At 63.3% G+C, this 19,320-nt stretch carries 15 protein-coding genes and 1 pseudogene; 6 read left to right on the plus strand and 10 right to left on the minus strand.

Features of this window, described 5'->3' with window-relative positions; genetic code table 11:
• Nucleotides 1-3: 3 nt before the first annotated feature.
• A complete protein-coding gene (locus tag C451_RS18470; protein WP_007742971.1) occupies nucleotides 4-1,185 on the minus strand; it encodes an acyl-CoA dehydrogenase family protein in 1,182 nt (393 codons plus the stop codon).
• A 179-nt stretch (nucleotides 1,186-1,364) separates the two neighbouring features.
• Here C451_RS18470 and C451_RS18475 point away from each other — a divergent pair, with 179 nt between their 5' ends.
• Together C451_RS18475 and C451_RS18480 are read left to right on the plus strand one after the other, a co-directional pair.
• Entirely contained in the window at nucleotides 1,365-3,020 is a 1,656-nt protein-coding gene (locus C451_RS18475) for a class I adenylate-forming enzyme family protein (protein WP_007742973.1), read from the plus strand.
• Nucleotides 3,021-3,173: 153 nt separating this feature from the next.
• Nucleotides 3,174-4,610 (plus strand): amidase, encoded by a 1,437-nt coding sequence (locus C451_RS18480; protein WP_007742975.1) that lies wholly within the window; start codon nucleotides 3,174-3,176, stop codon nucleotides 4,608-4,610.
• 81 nt (nucleotides 4,611-4,691) lie between these two features.
• Here C451_RS18480 and C451_RS18485 read toward each other — a convergent pair whose 3' ends face one another.
• On the minus strand, nucleotides 4,692-5,492 hold the full coding sequence (locus tag C451_RS18485; RefSeq protein ID WP_007742976.1) for an enoyl-CoA hydratase/isomerase family protein: 801 nt from the start codon (nucleotides 5,490-5,492) through the stop codon (nucleotides 4,692-4,694).
• A gap of 169 nt (nucleotides 5,493-5,661) precedes the next feature.
• Between C451_RS18485 and C451_RS18490 the strand changes: the two genes are divergently transcribed.
• Entirely contained in the window at nucleotides 5,662-6,840 is a 1,179-nt protein-coding gene (locus tag C451_RS18490) for an acyl-CoA dehydrogenase family protein (RefSeq protein ID WP_007742977.1), read from the plus strand.
• A 1-nt stretch (nucleotide 6,841) separates the two neighbouring features.
• Complete coding sequence (locus tag C451_RS18495) at nucleotides 6,842-7,969, plus strand: acyl-CoA dehydrogenase family protein (protein WP_007742978.1); 1,128 nt, start codon at nucleotides 6,842-6,844, stop codon at nucleotides 7,967-7,969.
• Nucleotides 7,970-8,042: 73 nt separating this feature from the next.
• On the opposite strand, the gene C451_RS18500 is transcribed toward C451_RS18495, so the two are convergent.
• Entirely contained in the window at nucleotides 8,043-9,701 is a 1,659-nt protein-coding gene (locus tag C451_RS18500; protein WP_007742979.1) for an amidohydrolase, read from the minus strand.
• A gap of 10 nt (nucleotides 9,702-9,711) precedes the next feature.
• A complete protein-coding gene (locus C451_RS18505; protein WP_007742980.1) occupies nucleotides 9,712-11,109 on the minus strand; it encodes an APC family permease in 1,398 nt (465 codons plus the stop codon).
• Nucleotides 11,110-11,598: 489 nt separating this feature from the next.
• Here C451_RS18505 and rdfA point away from each other — a divergent pair, with 489 nt between their 5' ends.
• Nucleotides 11,599-12,231, plus strand: coding sequence for a rod-determining factor RdfA (rdfA, locus tag C451_RS18510; RefSeq protein WP_049913230.1), 633 nt, complete (start codon nucleotides 11,599-11,601; stop codon nucleotides 12,229-12,231).
• A gap of 232 nt (nucleotides 12,232-12,463) precedes the next feature.
• Here rdfA and C451_RS18515 read toward each other — a convergent pair.
• A pseudogene (locus tag C451_RS18515) lies at nucleotides 12,464-12,875 on the minus strand (helix-turn-helix domain-containing protein); the annotation flags it as partial.
• A 161-nt stretch (nucleotides 12,876-13,036) separates the two neighbouring features.
• Nucleotides 13,037-15,691, minus strand: coding sequence for a DNA mismatch repair protein MutS (gene mutS, locus C451_RS18520; RefSeq protein ID WP_007742994.1), 2,655 nt, complete (start codon nucleotides 15,689-15,691; stop codon nucleotides 13,037-13,039).
• A gap of 82 nt (nucleotides 15,692-15,773) precedes the next feature.
• On the opposite strand from mutS, the gene C451_RS18525 reads away from it, so the two are divergent.
• A complete protein-coding gene (locus C451_RS18525) occupies nucleotides 15,774-16,445 on the plus strand; it encodes a DedA family protein (protein WP_007742995.1) in 672 nt (223 codons plus the stop codon).
• Between the two features lie 124 nt (nucleotides 16,446-16,569).
• On the opposite strand, the gene C451_RS23870 is transcribed toward C451_RS18525, so the two are convergent.
• The 4 genes from C451_RS23870 to C451_RS18540 all read right to left on the minus strand — a co-directional run bounded on the left by C451_RS23870 (nucleotide 16,570) and on the right by C451_RS18540 (nucleotide 19,291).
• Nucleotides 16,570-16,950 (minus strand): hypothetical protein, encoded by a 381-nt coding sequence (locus C451_RS23870; protein ID WP_394295074.1) that lies wholly within the window; start codon nucleotides 16,948-16,950, stop codon nucleotides 16,570-16,572.
• Nucleotides 16,877-18,097 carry a transposase gene (locus C451_RS23875; RefSeq protein WP_007742997.1) on the minus strand — a complete coding sequence of 407 codons (1,221 nt, stop codon included), beginning with the start codon at nucleotides 18,095-18,097 and terminating at the stop codon, nucleotides 16,877-16,879. Before C451_RS23875 ends, C451_RS23870 begins: the two co-directional genes overlap by 74 nt.
• Nucleotides 18,098-18,358: 261 nt before the next feature.
• The gene (locus C451_RS18535) at nucleotides 18,359-19,000 is read right to left on the minus strand and encodes a DsbA family oxidoreductase (RefSeq protein WP_007742999.1); all 642 of its coding nucleotides are present in this window, start codon (nucleotides 18,998-19,000) and stop codon (nucleotides 18,359-18,361) included.
• 66 nt (nucleotides 19,001-19,066) lie between these two features.
• The gene (locus tag C451_RS18540; RefSeq protein WP_007743001.1) at nucleotides 19,067-19,291 is read right to left on the minus strand and encodes a hypothetical protein; all 225 of its coding nucleotides are present in this window, start codon (nucleotides 19,289-19,291) and stop codon (nucleotides 19,067-19,069) included.
• Between the last annotated feature and the right edge of the window lie 29 nt (nucleotides 19,292-19,320).

Consider the following 19,320-nt stretch of genomic DNA (forward strand, 5'->3'; position numbering starts at 1 on the left):
CGTTTACTCCTGATCTCCCTTCGGCAGTCCGAGCACGCGCTCGCCGATGATGTTGCGCTGGATGTCCGACGTCCCGCCGCCGATCCGGATCGAGATGTTCGCGAGCGAGTCCTTCGCCGCCCCGTTCGGCGAATCGTCGCCCCAGAGCGCCGCCTTCGGCCCACCGAGGTTCACTCTGAACCGATGGAGGTCGGCGGCGATTTCGCTGTCGTACAGTTTGCCGAACGAGGCCTCGGCACCGAGATCACCGTTCATCTGCTTGCTCACGTTGCGGAAGTAGGTCAGTTTCGCCGCCTGGATCCTCGTATCGAACTCGGCGAGTTTCTCGCGGACGTGTGGGTCCTCCACCAGCGGCGTGCCGCCGCGCGTCTCGTTCTTGCAGAACTCGACGAGTTCGTCGAAGCGCCGTTCGAGATCGAGCGACTGTGAGAGCGAGATCCGCTCGAAGGAGAGCTGTCGCATGGCGACCTCCCAGCCCTCGTCGACCTCGTTGAGGACGTTCTCTTTCGGGGTCGTCGCGTCGTCGAAATAGACCTGATTGAACTCGCGCTCGTCGGTGATCTGGCGGATGCGCTCGTTCGTCACACCCTCCTGGTCCATGTCGACGATGAGGGCCGTGATGCCGTGGTGTTTCGGTCCCGAATCGTCCGTCCGGGTGAACATGTAACACCAGTCGGCCTTGTGGGCGTGCGTCGTCCAGATCTTCTGGCCGTTGATGCGGAAGTGGTCGCCCTCGTCGGTCGCCTTGCACTGGAGGCTCGCGAGGTCGGAGCCGACGTCCGGCTCTGAGTAGCCGATACACCAGAGTTCCTCGCCGCTCAGGATCTTCGGCAGATAGCGTTCCTTCTGTTCTTCGGTGCCGAACCCTTCGATCGCCGGGCCGACGAGGTCGACGCCGATCTCGCTGCGCTCGGGCGGTGGGTTCACACGGGCCTTCTCCTGCTGGTAGATCAACTGCTGCATCAGGCTCGCGTCGCGACCACCGTACTCCTCGGGCCAGTGGATCGCCGCCCAGCCGCCCTCGTGGAGTTTCCGCTGCCACTCCCGGAGGAACTGTTCGCGTTCGTCCTCGTCGTCCGGCAGGTCGCGATCGCCCTCGATCCAGCCGTCGGGGAGGTTCTCCTCGTACCACTCCCGGATCTCGCGGCGGAACGCTTCCTGCTCGTCAGTATAGTCGAAGTTCATGCGTGGTTTTGCAACCGTCGATACGTCCGCAGTTATCTTTGATAAATGTTTTCCCTCGATCACCATCGTGTTCCGACCGCGGCTGGTGCCCCTTTCTCTAGCGCCGCCGGCTGCGGAAGACGATAACAATCTATGGGAAAGAACTAAGACATATGGTTTCAAACGTGACGGACCGAGGGATGAAGTTTCACCAACGGACACCGCTCCGACATCTCGGGAATCTCCCGTCGATGGGGGCCGAGCGATACGGGGAGAAGACGGCGATGCACCACCAGGAAGACGAACTGAGCTACGCGGAGCTCGAAGCCACCGCCAACAGGGTCGCGAACGGGCTCGTCGACGCGGGCGTCGAGCCGGGCGATCGGGTCGCCATCGCGATGGAAAACAACCTCACGTACATGCCGGTCGCGTTCGGCATCTGTAAGGTGGGGGCGGTGGCCGTCCCGCTCAACATCCAGCTGACACACGACCGGCTCGTCTACGTGCTCGAAGACGCGGGCGTCGACGTCCTGTTCGGCTCCGAACGGCTGGCGGAACTGGTCGTCGGGCTCAACGAGGCACTCGATCTCGAACACACGTTCGTCCCGGGCGGCGAAGCGGAGGGTGTCACGGACTACGACGAATGGGTCGCGGACCGCGCCACGGAGTTCGAGACCGTCGACCGCGATTACGAGAGCGACGCCTGTTTCCAGGGTTATACGAGCGGGACCACGGGCAACCCGAAGGGCGTCCCGATGACCCACCGCAACATCCTCACGACGTTGCAGGCGTTCGCCGAGACGCAAGAGATCGACCCGGAAGAGGATTCGATACTGCTGATCACCCCGATGTACCACATCATCGGGCTGATCGGCAGTACGCTGTTTACGCTGTACAGCGGACGATCGGTCGTGCTCCAGAACCAGGTCAGGCCGGACGTCCTGCTCGAAACGATCGACCGTCGCGGGATCACCGACTTCACCGGCGTTCCGGCGCTGTACATCAGCATGGTCCAGGAGCTCGAAGCCAACCCCGAGCAGTACGACGTCTCCTCGATGAAGACGCTCGGGATCGGAGCGGCACCGCTGGCCGCCGACACCCGCAACCGCATCGAGGACGGTTTCGGCGTCGCGCTCGTCGAGGGCTGGGGGATGACCGAGACCACGGCCGGCACGGCCTCGTCCGCGAGAGGCGTCCAGAAAGGGGCGGGCTGTATCGGCCAGCCGATGCCGGGCGTCGAGATGAAGCTGGTCGATCCGGTGACTCGCGAAACGCGCGTGCCGCCCGAACATCTCGAACCGACCGCACCGGCCGGCCTCACCGGCTACGAACCGGATTTCGACGACGAGCCGAGCTACACGGGCGAGATCGCGATCCGCGGTCCACCGGTCTTCGAGGGCTACTACAACCTGCCCGAGAAGAACGAGGAGGTGTTCGACGACGAGGGCTGGTTCTACACCAAGGACATCGCCCGCGTCGACGAGGACCGATTCCTCTGGATGGTCGACCGCAGCGACGACATGCTCGTCGTCGGCGGTGAGAACGTCTATCCCGCCGAGATCGAGGACGAACTGTTCTTCCACCCCGACGTCGAGGAGGCGGCGGTCGTCGCCGCCGATCACGAGGTGAAGGGTGAGGCACCCGTCGCCTACGTCGTCTGCGAGGAGGGTGCGACCGTCACCGAAAACGAGATCCGCCGGTTCGCGCTGGAGAACGTCGCGGCGTACGCCCACCCACGGCGAGTGTTCTTCGTCGACGAACTCCCCAAAAGCGCGACGCAGAAGGTCCAACGGTACAAGCTCGAAGAGCGTGTCGAGTCGGAGGTCGGAACGCTCGAACCGAGCGAGGAGCTCTGAGCTAAACCGCGTCACTGCTGTCGTCGCGTTCCGGCGTGTCTCGAGCGCTGGGTACGCTCCGCGAACACCAGTTAATTCATATACCTGAATAATAATAAATAATATTTATACTCACCACAATGCTTTTGATGCACGAATGAGGTGAGTGATAGCATGGCAGAGCCCTTTGGGTCTCCTATCGAGACCGCCGCTGCGGTCAACGCTGGAAATCTCGATCCCGTCGAACTGATCGACGAAACGCTGACTCGGATCGAAATGCGCAACGACCGCACGAGCGCGTACGTGACCGTCATTCCCGAGATGGCCAGAGAACAGGCCCTCGACGTTCGCGAGCGTGTCGAGGGCGGTGAAGAGTTGCCGCTCGCAGGCGTTCCAGTCGGACTCAAGGATCTGGGCGATACGAAGACGGGCGTCGTCCATACGATGGGCCTGCCGTTTCTCGCGGACAACGTGGCCGAAGAGACGGCAATCAGGGTTCGGCGGCTCGAAGCGGCCGGTGCGGTGCCCGTCGGGATGACAAGCGTCCCCGAACTCGGTCACTCGGCTCGAACGGAAAACGAGTTGGTCGGGCCAACGGGAACCCCCTTCGACCCGGAATACAACGCCGGTGGCTCGTCGGGTGGTTCGGCCGCGGCGTTGGCCGACGGGCTCTGTGGGCTCGCCACCGGCTCTGATCTCGGTGGCTCGCTCCGTCAACCGGCAGCCTGTTGTGGCGTCGTTTCGCTCAAACCGACTCACGGGCTCGTCCCGAACGCCTCCGAACACAACGGCTTCCTCGGCCACACGCCGTTTTCTGTGCACGGTCCGATGGCTCGTGACGTGGCCAGTCTGGCTCGAATGCTTGACGTGATCGCTGGTCGGGCCACGATCGACCCGATGAGTGTTCCCACACCAGACGAGTACGAAGCTGCTGCCGAACCCGCCGACCCGGACGATCTCTCGTTTGCGTACTCGTCGGGACTCGACCTGTTCCCGGTCGAGTCCGCGGTTCGGGAGACAATCGAATCGACGCTGGCCGAGATCGAGTCGGCGGGCGCAACTGTCGCAGAAGTGGCGCCCGATACGCCCGACCGCGAGGTGGTCGACCAGTTGTACGCGTCGACCTCGCCGGCATACTTCGTTGAGAACGTCGAACGACTCAGCCGCGAACTCGGGCATGATCTGCTTGCCAATCATGACGATAGTCTGTCCGACGAACTCAAACAGACCGTCGAATGGGGGCGTGAACTCGATATCACCGACTATTTGAACGGCAATTTCGCTCGGACGGAGCTGTACCATGCCATCGAGAGCGTGCTTACGGAGTACGATGCCCTCGTCTGTCCGGTGCTCGCAACGCCACCGTTGCGTCACGATGAACCGTATCCGACGGAAATCGACGGCGCGGAGACGGGCGGCATTACGACCGACTGGACGCTGGCATGGGTGTTCAACCTTACTGGCCATCCGGTCGTTACCGTGCCGGCCGGGACGGTCGATGGGCTTCCGATCGGGATGCAGATCGTCGGCTCGACGTTTTCTGAGGCTGATATGCTTGCCATCGCCACGACCATCGAGGAGCTGTGTCCGTGGAGCTATCCGGACGAATAACGTCATCTCTGCGATCCGATCGTCCACGGAAGCAGCTCGATCAAGCCGATCAAAAGGACGCCCCGGATGGCGCGAAAACGATTACTTCCCTTCGAACTCCGGTTCGCGCTGCTCGGAGAAGGCAGCCATCCCCTCGGCGAGGTCGTCGGTGTCGAGGAGATGGCCGAGACTGCTCGCCTCGACCTCCAGACCGGCGTCGATGCTCTCGGCAGCGGCGTGGATCGCACGTTTCGTGTATCGCTGGGCGATCGGTGGCCCTTCGGCGATCGACTGGGCGAAGTCGATCGCCCGCTCGTCGAACTCGTCGTCTGAATAGACTTCGTGGACGTACTGCCACTCCTGCATCTGCCCGGCCGAAAAGCGATCGGCGGTGAAGATGATGTATTTCGCCGTGCTCTCGCCGACGAGCTGCTGGAGGCGGGCGGAGCCACCCCAACCGGGGAGGAGTCCGAGGTTGTGCTCGGGCAGGCCGAACTCCGCGCTCTCGGACGCGACCCGGAGGTCGGCACACATGGTGAGCTCCATGCCGGCCCCGAGGGCGAACCCGTCCACGGCGGCGATGACGGGCAGCGGTGACTCGCGGAACTGTCCGAACACCGACTGGCCGTGGCGCGACGACTCGACGCCGGATCGCGTCGGATCGTCATCCCCGCCGTCCATCCCGTCGCCGACGTCCGCGCCGGCCGAGAACGCCCGTCCCTCGCCCGTGATGACGATCGCGCGAGTGCCGTCGTCCTCTTCAAGCTCCGAGAGTGCGTCGGTGAGCTCTTCGGCCATCGCGGGCGAGAACGTGTTCATCTCCTCGGGTCGGTCCAGCACGATGTGGCCGAGCGCGTCGGATTCCCGTTCGACTCGGATCGAAGTGTATGTCTGCTCGCTCATGGGGTGTGCCAGCGCCGACTCCGGCGCTGGTTCGCCGGGGGTTCGCCCCCGCCCCTAATCCGTGTTTCCCTTCCACACGCCGACGGCGGCCGTGAGTCTCGCCGCTTTGCCGCCCACTGCACAAGGTATATGTGGAACTGCCCCGTCCGATAGCCCGTCGAGACAGACAATGGATTTCGAGTACACCGAGGACCAAGAACGGTTCCGGCAGGAGCTCCGCGAGTGGCTCCGCGAGAACCTGCCGGACGGGTGGCAAGCGGGCGAACGCCCGGGAACGGACGATCCCGAAGAGAGCGTCGAGTTCCTGCTCGACTGGCAGCAGACACTCAACGAAGGTGGCTGGGCGGGGCTCCACTGGCCCGAAGAGTATGGAGGTGCGGACGCTTCGCTGCTCGAACAGGTCATCTACAACCAGGAGACGGCGCGCGTCGACGCGCCGGCGCGCATCAACGCCGTCGGCATCGACTTCGTCGGCCCGACGCTGATGGAACTCGGCACCGAGGAACAGAAAGAACGGTTCCTGCCGAAGATCCTGAGCGGCGAGGAGCTCTGGTGTCAGGGCTACTCCGAACCGGATGCCGGTTCCGATCTCGCGAGTCTCTCGCTATCGGCCGAGCGAAACGGCGACGAGTTCCTGCTCAACGGGCAGAAGGTCTGGACGAGCTACGCGCACGTCGCCGACTGGTGTTTCCTGCTGACCCGTACGGACGAATCGGGGCCGAAACACCACGGCATCACCGTCTTCCTGGTCGATATGGACCAAGAGGACATCCAGACCGAGCCGATCCACCAGATCACCGACGAGACGGATTTCAACGAGGTGTTCTTCGACGACGCCGTGGCGCGCGACGAGCACATCGTCGGCGAGATCGACGAGGGCTGGGAGGTCGCGATGACGCTCTCGGCGTTCGAACACAGCATGTCGGACGTGTTCTCTATCGAACAGCGCTGGCGTTCGCTCGTCGAGTTCTGTCGGGAACACGAACGCGACGGCAAACCGCTCGCCGAACACACCCACGTGCGACGGGAGCTCGCCCGGCTCCACACCCGAATTCAGGCGGGGAAACTCACCCATTACCGGAACGTGAGCAAACAGATGGAAACGGGGGTTCCCGGCCCGGAGGGGTCGATGGACAAGGTGTTCAACAACCAGACCGAGAAGAAGCTGGAGAACTTCGCGCGGCGGTTGCTCGGGGCGAACAACGCCCTCTGGACCGACGGCCCGGACGATGGCCAGTGGGTGACGGACCTGCTGATGCCCTACGGGAAGATGATCGCCGGCGGGACGAAGGACGTCCAGCGAAACATCATCGCCGAGCGCGTGCTCGGACTGCCGAAGGACGACTGATATGGACTTCAGAATCAACGACGAACAACGACAGATGCGCGAGACGGCGCGGGAGTTCTTCGAGGATCGGGAGGTCCTCGAACGCGCCCGGGAACGGATCGACGGCGAAGCGGTGGTCGACGACCTCTGGGCCGATCTGTCCGAGATGGACTACCCGGCGCTGACGATCCCGCTCGAATACAATGGATTGGGCGACGACGTGCTCTACCTCTCGCTGTTGCTCGAAGAGGCCGGCCGAGTCGCGCTGCCGGCCCCGCTGCCCGAGACGCTCGCGTTCGGCGCGTTCGTGCTCGACGAACTCGGGACCGACGACCAGAAGGAGGAGTTCCTGCCGGCGATCGCCGACGGCGACCGGCGGCTGAGCTTCGCGCTCTACGAGTCCGGTCAGGAGTCGCTGCCCCGGGACATCCAGCTCGCCGCCGCACCGACCGACGACGGCTATCGCCTCGACGGGACGAAGACCCTCGTGCCGTTCGGCGAGCAGGTCGATACGATCGTCGTCGCCGCACGGACGGGCTCCGGCACCGGAATGGAGGGGATCAGTCTCTTCCTGGTCGATGCCGAGCGCGTCGACAGCGAACCGCAGGACACCCTCGATCGGACGCGCCCGGCAACGAAACTCCATTTCGACGACCTCATCGTCGACGAGGATGCGCTGCTCGGGACAGAAGGTGGGGGCGGATCGGTGCTCCAGAAGGCGATGGATCGCTACACCGTGGCCACCTGTGCGATGACCGTCGGCGCTGCGAGCCGCGCGGTGGAGATGTCGTCCGAGTACGGCAGCCAGCGCGAGCAGTTCGACAAACCGATCGGGCAGTTCCAGGCGGTCAAACACCGTATCGCCGATATGTGGATGGCCACGCAGGCTGCGCGATCGCTCACCTACTACGCGGCGTGGGCGCTCGAAAACGACGAGCCGGACGCTGCGCGCGCGGTCTCGGAGGCCAAACTGTTCTGTTCGGAGCAGCTCACGCAGGTCTTCGCCGACGACATCCACAACCACGGCGGGATGGGCTTCACCTCGGAACACGACGGCCACATCTACTTCAAGCAGGCGAAGGCGTGGGAGACGTTCCTCGGCACGCCGACCGAGCATCTCGATCGGATCGCCGATAGCCACGAACTGTAGCCGTTCTGCACCGAGGGCTATCTCGTTTTCGAACACGAGAGTCGTCGTCAGTTCACGCGAACCGAGACGCTGCCTACTCGGTCGCTGCGGGGAACGGGTCGCCACCCATTACCGTCCCCCAAACCGGGACGTCCTTGAGTGCCGCCGGATCGACGGCGGTCGGATCTTCTTCGAGCACGGCGAAGTCGGCCCGCTTACCGGCTTCGATGGTACCGACCTCGTCGTCCATCCCGAGCAGGTAGGCGGCGTCGACAGTGATGGTTTTGAGTGCTTCCTCGACTGAGATACGCTCGTCCTCACCGAGCACGCGGTCGCTGGCGGCGACGCGGTTGACGGCGCTCCACGCCGTGTGTAACGGCGCGAGCGGCGTGACCGGTGCGTCCGAATGCACGCCGAAGGGGACGCCGGCACGTTTGGCACTCGCGCAGGCGTTCATCCGTTCGGCACGCTCCGGACCGACAGTCACCTCGTAGTGCTGGTCGCCGTAGTAGTAGAGGTGATTGCTGAAGAGGTTGACACAGAGGCCGAGCGACGCCATCCGGCGGTACTGGTCGGCCGTAGCCAGCTGACAATGCTGGACGGTGTGACGGTGATCGAACCGTGGCGACTCGCACTGGAGCAGCTCGACGGCATCGACGAACCGCTCGCTGGCCTCGTCGCCGTTGCAGTGACAGTCGATCGATAGCCCCGCCTCGTGATACGGGAGCATCGTCTCCATGACCTCCCGTGGATCGGACGACAGCGACCAGAACCCGTTCGACTGTCCGCCGTAGTAGTGTGGCCAGCGCAGCCGAGCGGAGAAGCCCTGGATCGAACCGTCCATGAACAGTTTCACGCCACCGAGACGGAGCTTCTCCGTGCTCTCATCGGAGAGTTCAACGAGATAGTCCGCGAGATCGGCGTGATCTCTGTCGCTCTGGCGGACGCTGTAGGACATCGAGACCCGCACCGGGAACTCGTCGTCGTTGACGACGCGCTGCCAGCGATCCACGACCTCTGGATCGGTGAGCTGTGGACCACCGAGCTCGGCAACGGTGGTGCAGCCGGCGTTGCGCGCCACCTTCCCGTAGTTCCGTATCGCCGGTTCGGCGCTGAGATCGGCGAGCAGGCGCATGTGCTCCTCGCTGACGAGCATGAGCGCCGTCGGCTCCCTGAGTACACCGGTGGGATCGCCAGCGGCGTCCGTGGCGACACCGTCGACATCGGCGTGTTCGTCGATCCCGTCCTGTTCGATCAGCGCCGAGTTGACCGATGCCGTGTGGGAGTTGAGATGGAGGACGAAGATCGGGCGCTCCTCCGAGACCTCGTCGAGCTCTGCGGCGGTCAACGATTCGTCGTCATCGAAGTAGATCGGTTCGACGCCCCACGCGAGCAGCGGCTCGTCGGCAGCGAGCTCGTCGTCGATCTCGTTTAATCGGTCGAGTACGGCGGAAACGCTCCGACAACCTGGCCAGTGCGTCCCGTCCGGGCTGTCGCGGCCGTAGTAGCCGAGGTAGGGATACGACCAGAGTGCGCCGGCCATCGAGTGTGCGTGGGCCTCAACGAAGCCCGGTAGCAACACCTGATCCGCGAACCGCTCGTCGATCGTGGCGTTCCCCCAGCCCTCGAGCTCCGCGACGCTGCCGACGCCGAGTACGCGACCGTCGCGGACGGCGACGGCGTTCGCTTCCGGTCGGCTCGGGTTCATCGTGACGATTCGATCGGCGACGTAGATGGTCGTTTCTTGGGACATAGTGTATCTGTCAGTCGGAGCGGTTTATTCGTTCGCCTCCGTCGCTCTGCACGGTGCGAAAGCCGACGCCGGAGCTCATGAGCCGGCTGCCGTCGCCGACCTGCCACCATCGGAGCCCGAAGACGAGAACGCTGACCGCGACGAGGCCGAGATACGCGACGAACGCCTGTGGCTGCGTGACGACGAGGAAAACCGTCATGATGGCCAGGATGACGAACAGCCCCAGCGCCGACCAGCGGACGACGCGTGGGCGGAGCAGGCGCGAATCCGCCACGCTATCGACGTCGAAGATGCCGGGAAACGTGGACGGGAGTCGAACGCCGACGATCGAGTGGATCATGAGCGGAACGACGAACAGGAAGGAGAAACTGGCCGCCAGCGCGCCGAAGGAGACGTCGACGAACGTGAGTGCTACCGACAGCACGTAGAGAAAGAGGAGGAAGTAGACGGGCTCGCCGTGTTCGTTCTCGTGGCCGACCCATTCGGGGAAGACGTTGTCGTCGACGAGCACCGAGAAGATGCGGGTGAAGACGGCGATCGAGGCGATGTTCGTCGTGAACCCCGCGACGAGCGCGCCGATGCCGGTTACGACGACGAGGTTGCCCGAGAGATACTGGTTGACGACGAACCCGAGTGTCTGCCCTTCGAGCTGTGCGTACGAGACGACGCCGACGGCGACGAACAACACGACCGCGGAGACGAGGATATCGACGATGGCGCTCGTGACGATGATGCCGCCGATCGTGTTCTCGACGTCCTCGATCTCCTCGCCGAAGTTGATGATCTTGATCGCGCCGCCGCCCAGGGTGAGGAGGACCGCGTACGCCGGGAGTGCGCCGATGAACCCCTCCGGCATGATCGGCGTCAGATTCGCCATCTCGACGTTGAGCAGCCCGCCGCCGACGATCACGCCGATCGAGAGCAGCAAGACCGCATCGAGCACGATCTCGGCCACGCCGGTCGCGCGGATGCCGAACCAGACCACCGCGAACGAGATCGTCAGCAGGAGCACGGTGAACAGTTCGGTCGAGATCGTGGGCACGATCGCGTTGAGGAAGGACGCACCGCCGAGCAACATGTATCGGAGATAGATCAGTCCGCCGAGCATGAGTCCGGAAAAGGAGATCGTGAAGCCGACGAGCTTGCTCAGGCTCTTGCGCTCCGGGAGCAACATTCTCGTCGTGTAGTAGTAGCTCCCGGCCGTCTTCGGCCACGCCTTCGTCAGCGTGAGATACGTCGGAAGCGCGAGGAAGGTCGGCACGGCCACCAGCAGCATGATGAGCACGGTGATCGGGCCACCCATCGCCCCCGCGATCACCGGGGTTGCCCATAGTCCGCCACCGACACTACTTCCGATGGCGATGGCGACCCCGCCGACGAAGCCGATCTTCGCGTTCTCCGAGACCATCGCTCGTCACCTGGGCCCCGGGATGGAGACACCTGTCGCGTCACCATCCCGCTCGACGCGGTATTTCCGATTCTCGTCCAACCACACCGCCTGTTGATCGGTAACTACTGTCACAAACGACCGTGGAATTGAATATACATAGTTGTTTCGTACATATTCCAACACGAATATGATGAAAGATAGAATTAACTCGGGTGTAGTTCGATATATTCGGATCTATCGAGACACTATATCTGGTCCTCTCCTCGCGTGTCCGGAACTACCACGGTCGATACCGTCGTTTTAATGGCTGTGTTCCAGCTCGATCGGTTACTACTCCCGTCGTATCCGAGAGCCATCGTTGATAACGAGCCTGTCGATCGAGGCTCCAAACGATCGATCTTCGAGAGTGGTGAATATGGCCGTCGAGACCCCACGATCGTCGGTTCTCGTTTCGCCTCCGGACGACAAGCACACAAGAGCTATTGGAGCCGCCGGCGGAGGAACGGCATGGCCGACGCAGACGAGAGCACGGGGTCGACGGGGCGACGGAGCAAAGTCGCTCGGCTGATCGACGAGTACGATCTCGACGGGATCGGCGCGGAGATGGAACGCCGCTGGACCGCGCCCGACGACGAACGGACGAGCCTGCGCGATCTCGCGACCCATTTCAACCAGCGACTGCTGGCGGCAGCGATGGCTACGGCGGGCCTGCAGCCGCTTTCGGGCGAGATCGAGAACACGTATCAACTGCTCACCGACGAGGAGACCAGCAGCGCCGATCGGACCCAGACCCGCCGACAGCTCGAACGTGACGGCGTCCCGGTCGAGGAGCTCCAGTCGGATTTCGTCACTTATCAGGCGATCCGGAGCTATCTCATCGAACACCGGGGGGCCGAATACACCGCCGACGATCGGGACCGAACCGTCGTCGAGGCCGAGAACGTCCAGCGACTCCGAGGGCGCGTCGAGACCGTCACCGAGGAGAAACTCGACCGGCTCCGCCGGAACACCGAGTTCGATCTCGGCGAATTCATGCTGTTCGTCGACGTGAGCGTGCTCTGTGAGGACTGCGGGCAGCGCTATGGGATCGACGAACTGCTCGAACGCGGTGGCTGTGATTGTACGACGCCGTCGGACTGATCCGTCCCGATCTCCCTTTCCTTCGTCGGCGATCGACCGAACGACCGATCATAGTAAGATAACTTCTGAAACCAAATCGATCAATCATCCCCATCGACGATCCACCGTCGTCCCGTCTCTCGCTCGTGGGGACCATGCGACGTTTCTGTCTCGTCGGATACTTCCCCATCGTCTCCGTCACCCGCTGTCGCTCGCTGTCCCGGCCGATCCGCGGGCTTTACTGGCGATTCCGTGACGGAGAGTCCGAGATTTCGAAGGAACGTCGAGAGGTAGTTCGGATGGTACTCGACGTCGAACTCGTCGGCGAGAAGACGCCGAATCGCCTGGATCCGCCAGGGCTGACCCTCGCGAAGCTGGTCGAGTAGCTCTTCTTTTTCTCCGTCGTCGAGTTTCGCGGGTCGTCCACCCCCGAAATTCGGCATGAGCTCCTCGAATCCTCCCTCGTTCCAGGCGCTTGCCCACCGGGTTCCGGTCGCCGGCGACCGTCCCTCGCGATCGGCCGCCTCGGGGATGGTATCGCCTCGATAGAGGTTCTTCACGAACCCGATCCGCCGGAGACGGTGATCGTCCTCGGTCGCCCGCAGCAGCTCGTCGATCTCCTCTTCCGAACGATGCCGTTCGATCTCCGTTCGACGTGTCCCCATTGACCGTCTTTCATCGACTACTTTCAAAAGTTTTCGTATCTTGTCGTCAGGCTCGCGAGGGACGGTTCCCAGTTTGTCTCTCTGAGCCAGCACTATGCTGGCCGATCGACTGTCGGACTCACTACCTCTACCGATGAGATTTCATAAATGGCAGAAATTTGTTATTCGGGGGAATCGTTGGCCAGCCGTTGCTGCCACTCCTCGACGCTACCCATGAGTTCGACCGGCGACGTCTCCGCGACGTTCGTCTCGCGGACCGCCTTCAGCACGGCCTCGGCTTCGGGGTCGATCGACGAGTCGGGACCGTGGTCCGGCGTGGTTTCGGAATCGCTGTCTCGGGGCTGCTGTCCACCGTCGGCGCTGGCGGAGCCACGGAACGACTCACTGTCGAGATCGAAGACGGCCTGGACCGATTCGCCAGATGAACCGCGCGCCTCGATGGCCTTCTCCGCGCGGAGCTTCGCGAGGACGTCCCGCGATCGGTCGACGACGGGTTCGGGAACGCCAGCGAGATCGGCGACGTGGACCCCGTAGGAGCGATCGGTCGCACCCTCTCGTACCGTACGGAGGAAGGTCACGTCGTCGCCCTGCTCCTCGACCGCGACGTGGACGTTCGCCACCCGATCGAGATGCTCGGCGAGACCCGTGAGCTCGTGGTAGTGGGTCGCGAACAGCGTCTTCGCGCGCACCTCGTTGTGGAGATACTCGGTCGCGGCCCAGGCGATCGAGATACCGTCGTACGTCGCCGTCCCCCTCCCAACCTCGTCGAGGATCACCAGCGAGTCCTCGGTCGCCGAGTGGAGGATGTTGGCGAGCTCGCTCATCTCGACCATGAACGTCGAGCGCCCCTGTGCGAGTTCGTCGAGCGCGCCCACGCGGGTGTAGATCCCGTCGACGGGGTCGATCCGCGCGCTCCTGGCGGGCACGAAACTCCCGATCTGGGCGAGCAGAGTGATCAGCGCGCTCTGGCGCATGTAGGTGGACTTCCCGCTCATGTTTGGCCCGGTGACGACGAGGAAGCCGCGCTCGTCGGAAAGGGCGAGATCGTTCGGGACGAACTCGACCTCGCGCTCGACGACCGGATGACGGCCCGCCTCGATGTCGATGCCCGATCCCACCAGTTCGGGGCGGGTCCAGTCGTTTTCGACCGCGTGGACCGCGAGACTCGACAGACAGTCACAGTCGGCGAGCGCGCGACCCACGTCCTGGAGGAGTTCTGCACGCTCGGCGACACGCTCCCTGAGATCGACGAACAGCTCGTGTTCGAGTTCGCCACGGCGCTCCTCGAACCGGAATATCTCGCGCTCGCGCTCGCTCAGTTCTTCCGTGGTGTAGCGCTTCGCGTTCTTCAGCGACTTGATCTCGTCGTACTCCTCGGGGACCTCGCCGGTTTCCGAGTTACCGACCTGGATGTAGTAGCCGTCTGTCTTGTTCCGACCGGTGCTCAGATGCGTGATGCCGAGCCGGGATTGCTCGCGCTCGGCGAGCCCGTCCATCCAGTCGAGCGCTTCCTCGTGGCCCTCGATCAGCTCGTCCAGTTCGTCGTGGTAGCCCTGCCGGATGAGACCGCCCTCGCGGGTGCTCGCCGGCGGCTCATCCGCGAGCGCGTCGGCGAGTTCGTCAACCAGTTCCGCCGCAGCCGCTCGGTCCGGCTGCGAGACGACGTCGGCGAGGGGGGAGTCGGCGAGCGCGGAACTTTCGATCACACCGGCGACCTCGTCGAGCACCGAGAGCGTGTCGCGCACCCGGAGCAGGTCGCGGGCGTCGGCGCTGCCCGAGACCGCCTTGCTCGCCAGCCGGGCGACGTCGTAGCCGTCGCCGAGCGTCTCGCGGAGTCGTTCGCGCGCGAGCGCCTCGTGCGTAAGTGCTTCCACGCAGTCCGCCCGCCGCGTGAGCTCGCCTTCGTCCTGGATCGGCCGACAGAGCCGTTCGCGGAGGGTCCGTCCGCCGGCGCTCGTCACGGTGTGATCGACGACGTCGACCAGCGAGCGCCCGCCCTCGCCCATCGTCTCGACGAGTTCGAGGTTGCGCTGCGTCGTCGCGTCGAGCGCGACGCTCTCGCCCGTGTCGTACGGCTGCAACCGCGTCATCGACGCCAGCACGCCGAGCCCCGTCTCGTCGACGTACGACAGCAGCCCGCCGGCCGCCCGGATCGCTCCAGGCGCATCGTCGAGCCCCACGCTCGACACCGTCGTCGCCCCGAACTGCTCGTCGACCGTGTGTCGCGCCCGTCCCGGCGCGAACGCGTCGGTCGCGTGCAGCGAGAGCGTCGCGTCGGTCGCCCGGAACTCCGCGAGCAGATCGTCGTCCGCGCGCACGTCGGGCCCGGGCAGGATTTCGGCAGGACCGAACCGATACAGTTCGGTGAGCAACTCGTCGCTGTCGAGTTCGGTGGCATGAAAGCGACCCGTGGTGACATCGGCGACGGCGAACCCGTACCCCTCGCTCTCCGCGACGATCGCCGCGAGATAGCGCGCCTCGCTGTCGGTGCTTTCGAGCAGCGTGCCCGGCGTGACGACGCGCTCGATGGCCCGCTCGTGGCCGCCGTCGACCTCGTACTGATCGGCGACGGCGACGCGATAGCCGCGCTCGACGAGCACCTTCAGATAGGCCGTCAGTTCGCTGAGGGGCACGCCGGCCATCGGATAGGACGAGCCGTGTGAGGATTTCTGTGATACCTTGAGATCGAGCTCCTCACCGACGAACTCGGCGTCGTCGGCGAAGAACTCGTAGAAATCGCCACACTGCATCGCCAGCAAGTCGGCGTCGGTCTCGTCTTTGAGGGCGAGGAACTCCCCGACGATTCCCTCGGTCATGGCTCCGTTCGGGGCACACCGCGCTAAAACCTGTGGGTTCCGAAAGACAACGCCGAAGTCCCCACGACGGAACGATCGAACGATGTTCGCCGGTATCGAGGGGACGGCGACGGCGCTGCTCACCCAGTACGGGTTCCTCGCGCTGTTCGTCTTCGCCTTCCTCGAAACCTCGCTGCTCTTCCCGTTCGTCCCGAGCGAGCTCGTCGTCCCCGTAGCGGCCGCGCTGCTCGTCACCGGCCCGGCGAGCTTTCTCGCCTTCGTGCTCGCCTTGACGGCCGGCGCGACGGTCGGCAGCCTGTTCCTCTACTTCGTCTTCGACGCGGCCCACCAGCCCGTCATCGATCGCTATGGAGGCTACGTCAGCGTCTCGGCCGACGACGTCGAGCGTGCGAGCGGCTGGTTCCGCCGCTGGGGTGAGTCCTCCGTCTTCTGGGGACGGCTACTGCCGGTGCTCCGCTCGATCATCTCGATTCCCGCCGGAATCGCCGGGATGGGCATCGGGAAGTTCGCCGTCTACTCCGCCGGTGGCAGTGGGCTGTTCGCGGCTGCCGTCGCGGGGCTCGTCCTCACCGGCCGCGAGGTGCTCCCCTCGCAGGTGCTGTTCGCGTGGCTCACGGCCGGATTTCGGCGTGCGACGGCGATGGCGCTCTCGAACCCGGTTTTCGCGATCGCAGCCCTCGGCCTCGCGCTGTTCGTCGCCCTGCTCGTCCGCAACGCCGTGGCCGAGCATATCATCTCGCCGACCGGTGGCTAGAAATCCTCGGCTTGGCAAGATCGTTTGAATCAGCAAGCTGTAGCTAAAATATTCAAAGATCCCGCATTTGTTTCTCTATAGATGAACCTCCGAACTAATATCCAATAGAAACCGTGCCGATTCTTTAATGGAGTTTATACTTCAATAACCGCAACAAACGAATTCGCGAGAGAAGACCACGAGAACTCACGCACCAGTTCATGCAGTTGCTCCCGTCGCTCCNAATAACCGCAACAAACGAATTCGCGAGAGAAGACCACGAGAACTCACGCACCAGTTCATGCAGTTGCTCCCGTCGCTCCGCTCGCGGGAGCGACGGAGCAACCTTTTCGGTAATTTCGAGCATCGTTTCCACGAGATATGCTTCCTTGGCGTGATCGAGGCGGACGCTCAGTCCGCCTCGTTCTTCCCAAAACGCCACTTTCGCCCGTTCAGCGAACGTTACCAGCGTCCATGCCAGAAACACCAGCTGGAGGTAGCGCTCTATTGCCTGTTTTCCTTCCAGCTGGTATTGCTTGAAGCCGAACTTCGCGTTCGATTCCTCGTGGACCGTCTCGATGTTCCACCTGTGTTCGACGAGTTCGAGGATCTCGGCCGCTGATCGGCCGAGATCNGTTCGATTCCTCGTGGACCGTCTCGATGTTCCACCTGTGTTCGACGAGTTCGAGGATCTCGGCCGCTGATCGGCCGAGATCCGTACTCAGGTAGTGTCGAGTCGTGTCCTCGGTCTTGCTCGCGACGATCTTCACCGGACCGACGTCCTCGATTTCGACGATCTTGCTCGCAATGTCGTAGGTTTTCTCTTTTCCACGAACTGTGATCGTCGTCGATTCGTACTCCAGCGTCGACGCGAAGGCGTCGACGCGTTGGGTCCAGACGACACCCTGTGGTGAGACGTGTTTGTCGGATTTCAGCCGACAGACGACATTATGGCCCTGATTTTGGATCGTAGCAACTCTCTCGTCACCGTAGTACGCGGAGTCGAAAACGACGGTGAGAGCCGCTCCAGCCGGGAGCTGGAGCGGCGTCACGATCTCTTCGACAGCGATCTCGGTCTTTTTCTTGAACGGCTCGTCGAAATCCGTTGCGAGGTCCTCTGGAACGTACATCCGCGCAAGGTAAGGAACGTAGACTTCGTCGACCTGAAGGCAAGAAGTGACGAGCTTATTGCCAAGTTCTGTCTCGCCTTCGACTGGATTGTACAACCGGGCGACGCCATCGGTGGCGTCGCCGGTTTTGCCGGCGAACGTATCGTCAATGTGAAGGAGTACGTCGTCACCGGTACCGACCTGGAGCTGGTCAAAGACGTACTCAGCGTGGAGTTGGGCGAGATCGGTGGCCGACCAGTCAGCTCCCTCGAAGAAGTAGTCGTAGGCTCTGCGGGATTTCGCGTTCCCGTCGGGACGCGAAATCCCTTGTGAGAGTCCGCTAACAGTCCACTGCGTTTCGGCGAGAATCAGCGCGCTCACGAGGTGTTTGAGCGAATCAGCGTTGCGGCTGTCGGAGAAAGCTGGCTCAAANTGCGTTTCGGCGAGAATCAGCGCGCTCACGAGGTGTTTGAGCGAATCAGCGTTGCGGCTGTCGGAGAAAGCTGGCTCAAACGCTGAGAGTGCTTGTTCGAACCACGGCGGGAGACGAGTAACGCCGAGCACAGGACGAAAACATTAGGATCGCACCCGGAACCGCCGTTCGATCTCACTACTGGCTGCTCGCTGATCAGTCAGCGAGCGTAGGAAAGAGTTTCCAAGCCGAGAGAAATCCATAACAACCCTCGATCGCTTTTCGAGTGATGGTCGAGACGCGCTATGGCTTCGTCGAGGACGCGGCGCTGCTCGTGGGCCACGGCACGGCATGCTGCCCGGCTCTCCAGATGGCTCTCGGGTGTTCGTGCTCGCCCAGCGGGTCTGATCAGCTCAGCCCTCGACGAGCCGTTCGAGCTGTGCGGGCGGCACTGCGCCGCGGGCGGCGTAGCCCTCGTAGGCGAACGTCGGGACGCCCGTGACGCCCGTCTGCTTGGCCTCGGCAAACTGCTCCTCGAGGGCTTCCTCGCGCTCGTCGTCGGCGATCGCTGCCCGGAGATCGTCGGCGTCGATTCCCATCTCCGTCGCGATGTCGGCCAGCACGTCGGGATCGCCGATATCACGTTCGTCCTGCCAGAGCGCGTCGAACACCGCTTCGTGGAACGTTTCGAATGTCTCGGGATAGGCCTCGCGGACGTAGAGTGCGGCCTGTTGGGCGTTCTTCGAGTCCACGTCGGTGGCGATCGACAGCGACATCTCGACGTCGTACTCCTCCTGGAGGCGCTCGACGTTCTCCTTGGCCTGCGCGTAGTAGTCTTCGTCCTTGCCGTCGTCCGCGGTCGTGTCGATCTCACCGTCGGGACCGCGCTGGTCGCTCTGGAGATCGAACGGATGCCACTCGACGGCGAGCGGTTCGTCGCGACGTTCCCGGTACTGTTCCAACGAGGCTTCGCCGAGATAGCAGAACGGACAGACGTAGTCGGCGTACATCGTGAGCGTTTCCGATTCAGTCTCCGTTTGAGCATCGTGGCTCATTGAGAAACGGAAGTGCTCGTGACGCAAGAAAGGTCGGTCCGTTCGACGGCTGCGGACCAACCGTAGCTACGATTCGTCGAACAGGGGTGAATCGCGGAGTTCGTCCATCTCCGGGCGATCGTCTTCGAACTGACGCGCCGTCTGGAGCTGTGACTCGACTAGATCGTTCACCTGTTTGCTCCACTCCTCGTCGGGATGGGTGCGCACGTACTCGGCCCATGACTTGATCTGGGCGTAGCGTTCGCGACGGTTGCGTGCGTGTTTTTCGTCACGTGCGTCTGAGCTTGTCATATTCGGATTCCACACCCAACTGCTCGACG

The organism is Halococcus thailandensis JCM 13552, from assembly GCF_000336715.1.
Classification (GTDB): domain Archaea; phylum Halobacteriota; class Halobacteria; order Halobacteriales; family Halococcaceae; genus Halococcus; species Halococcus thailandensis.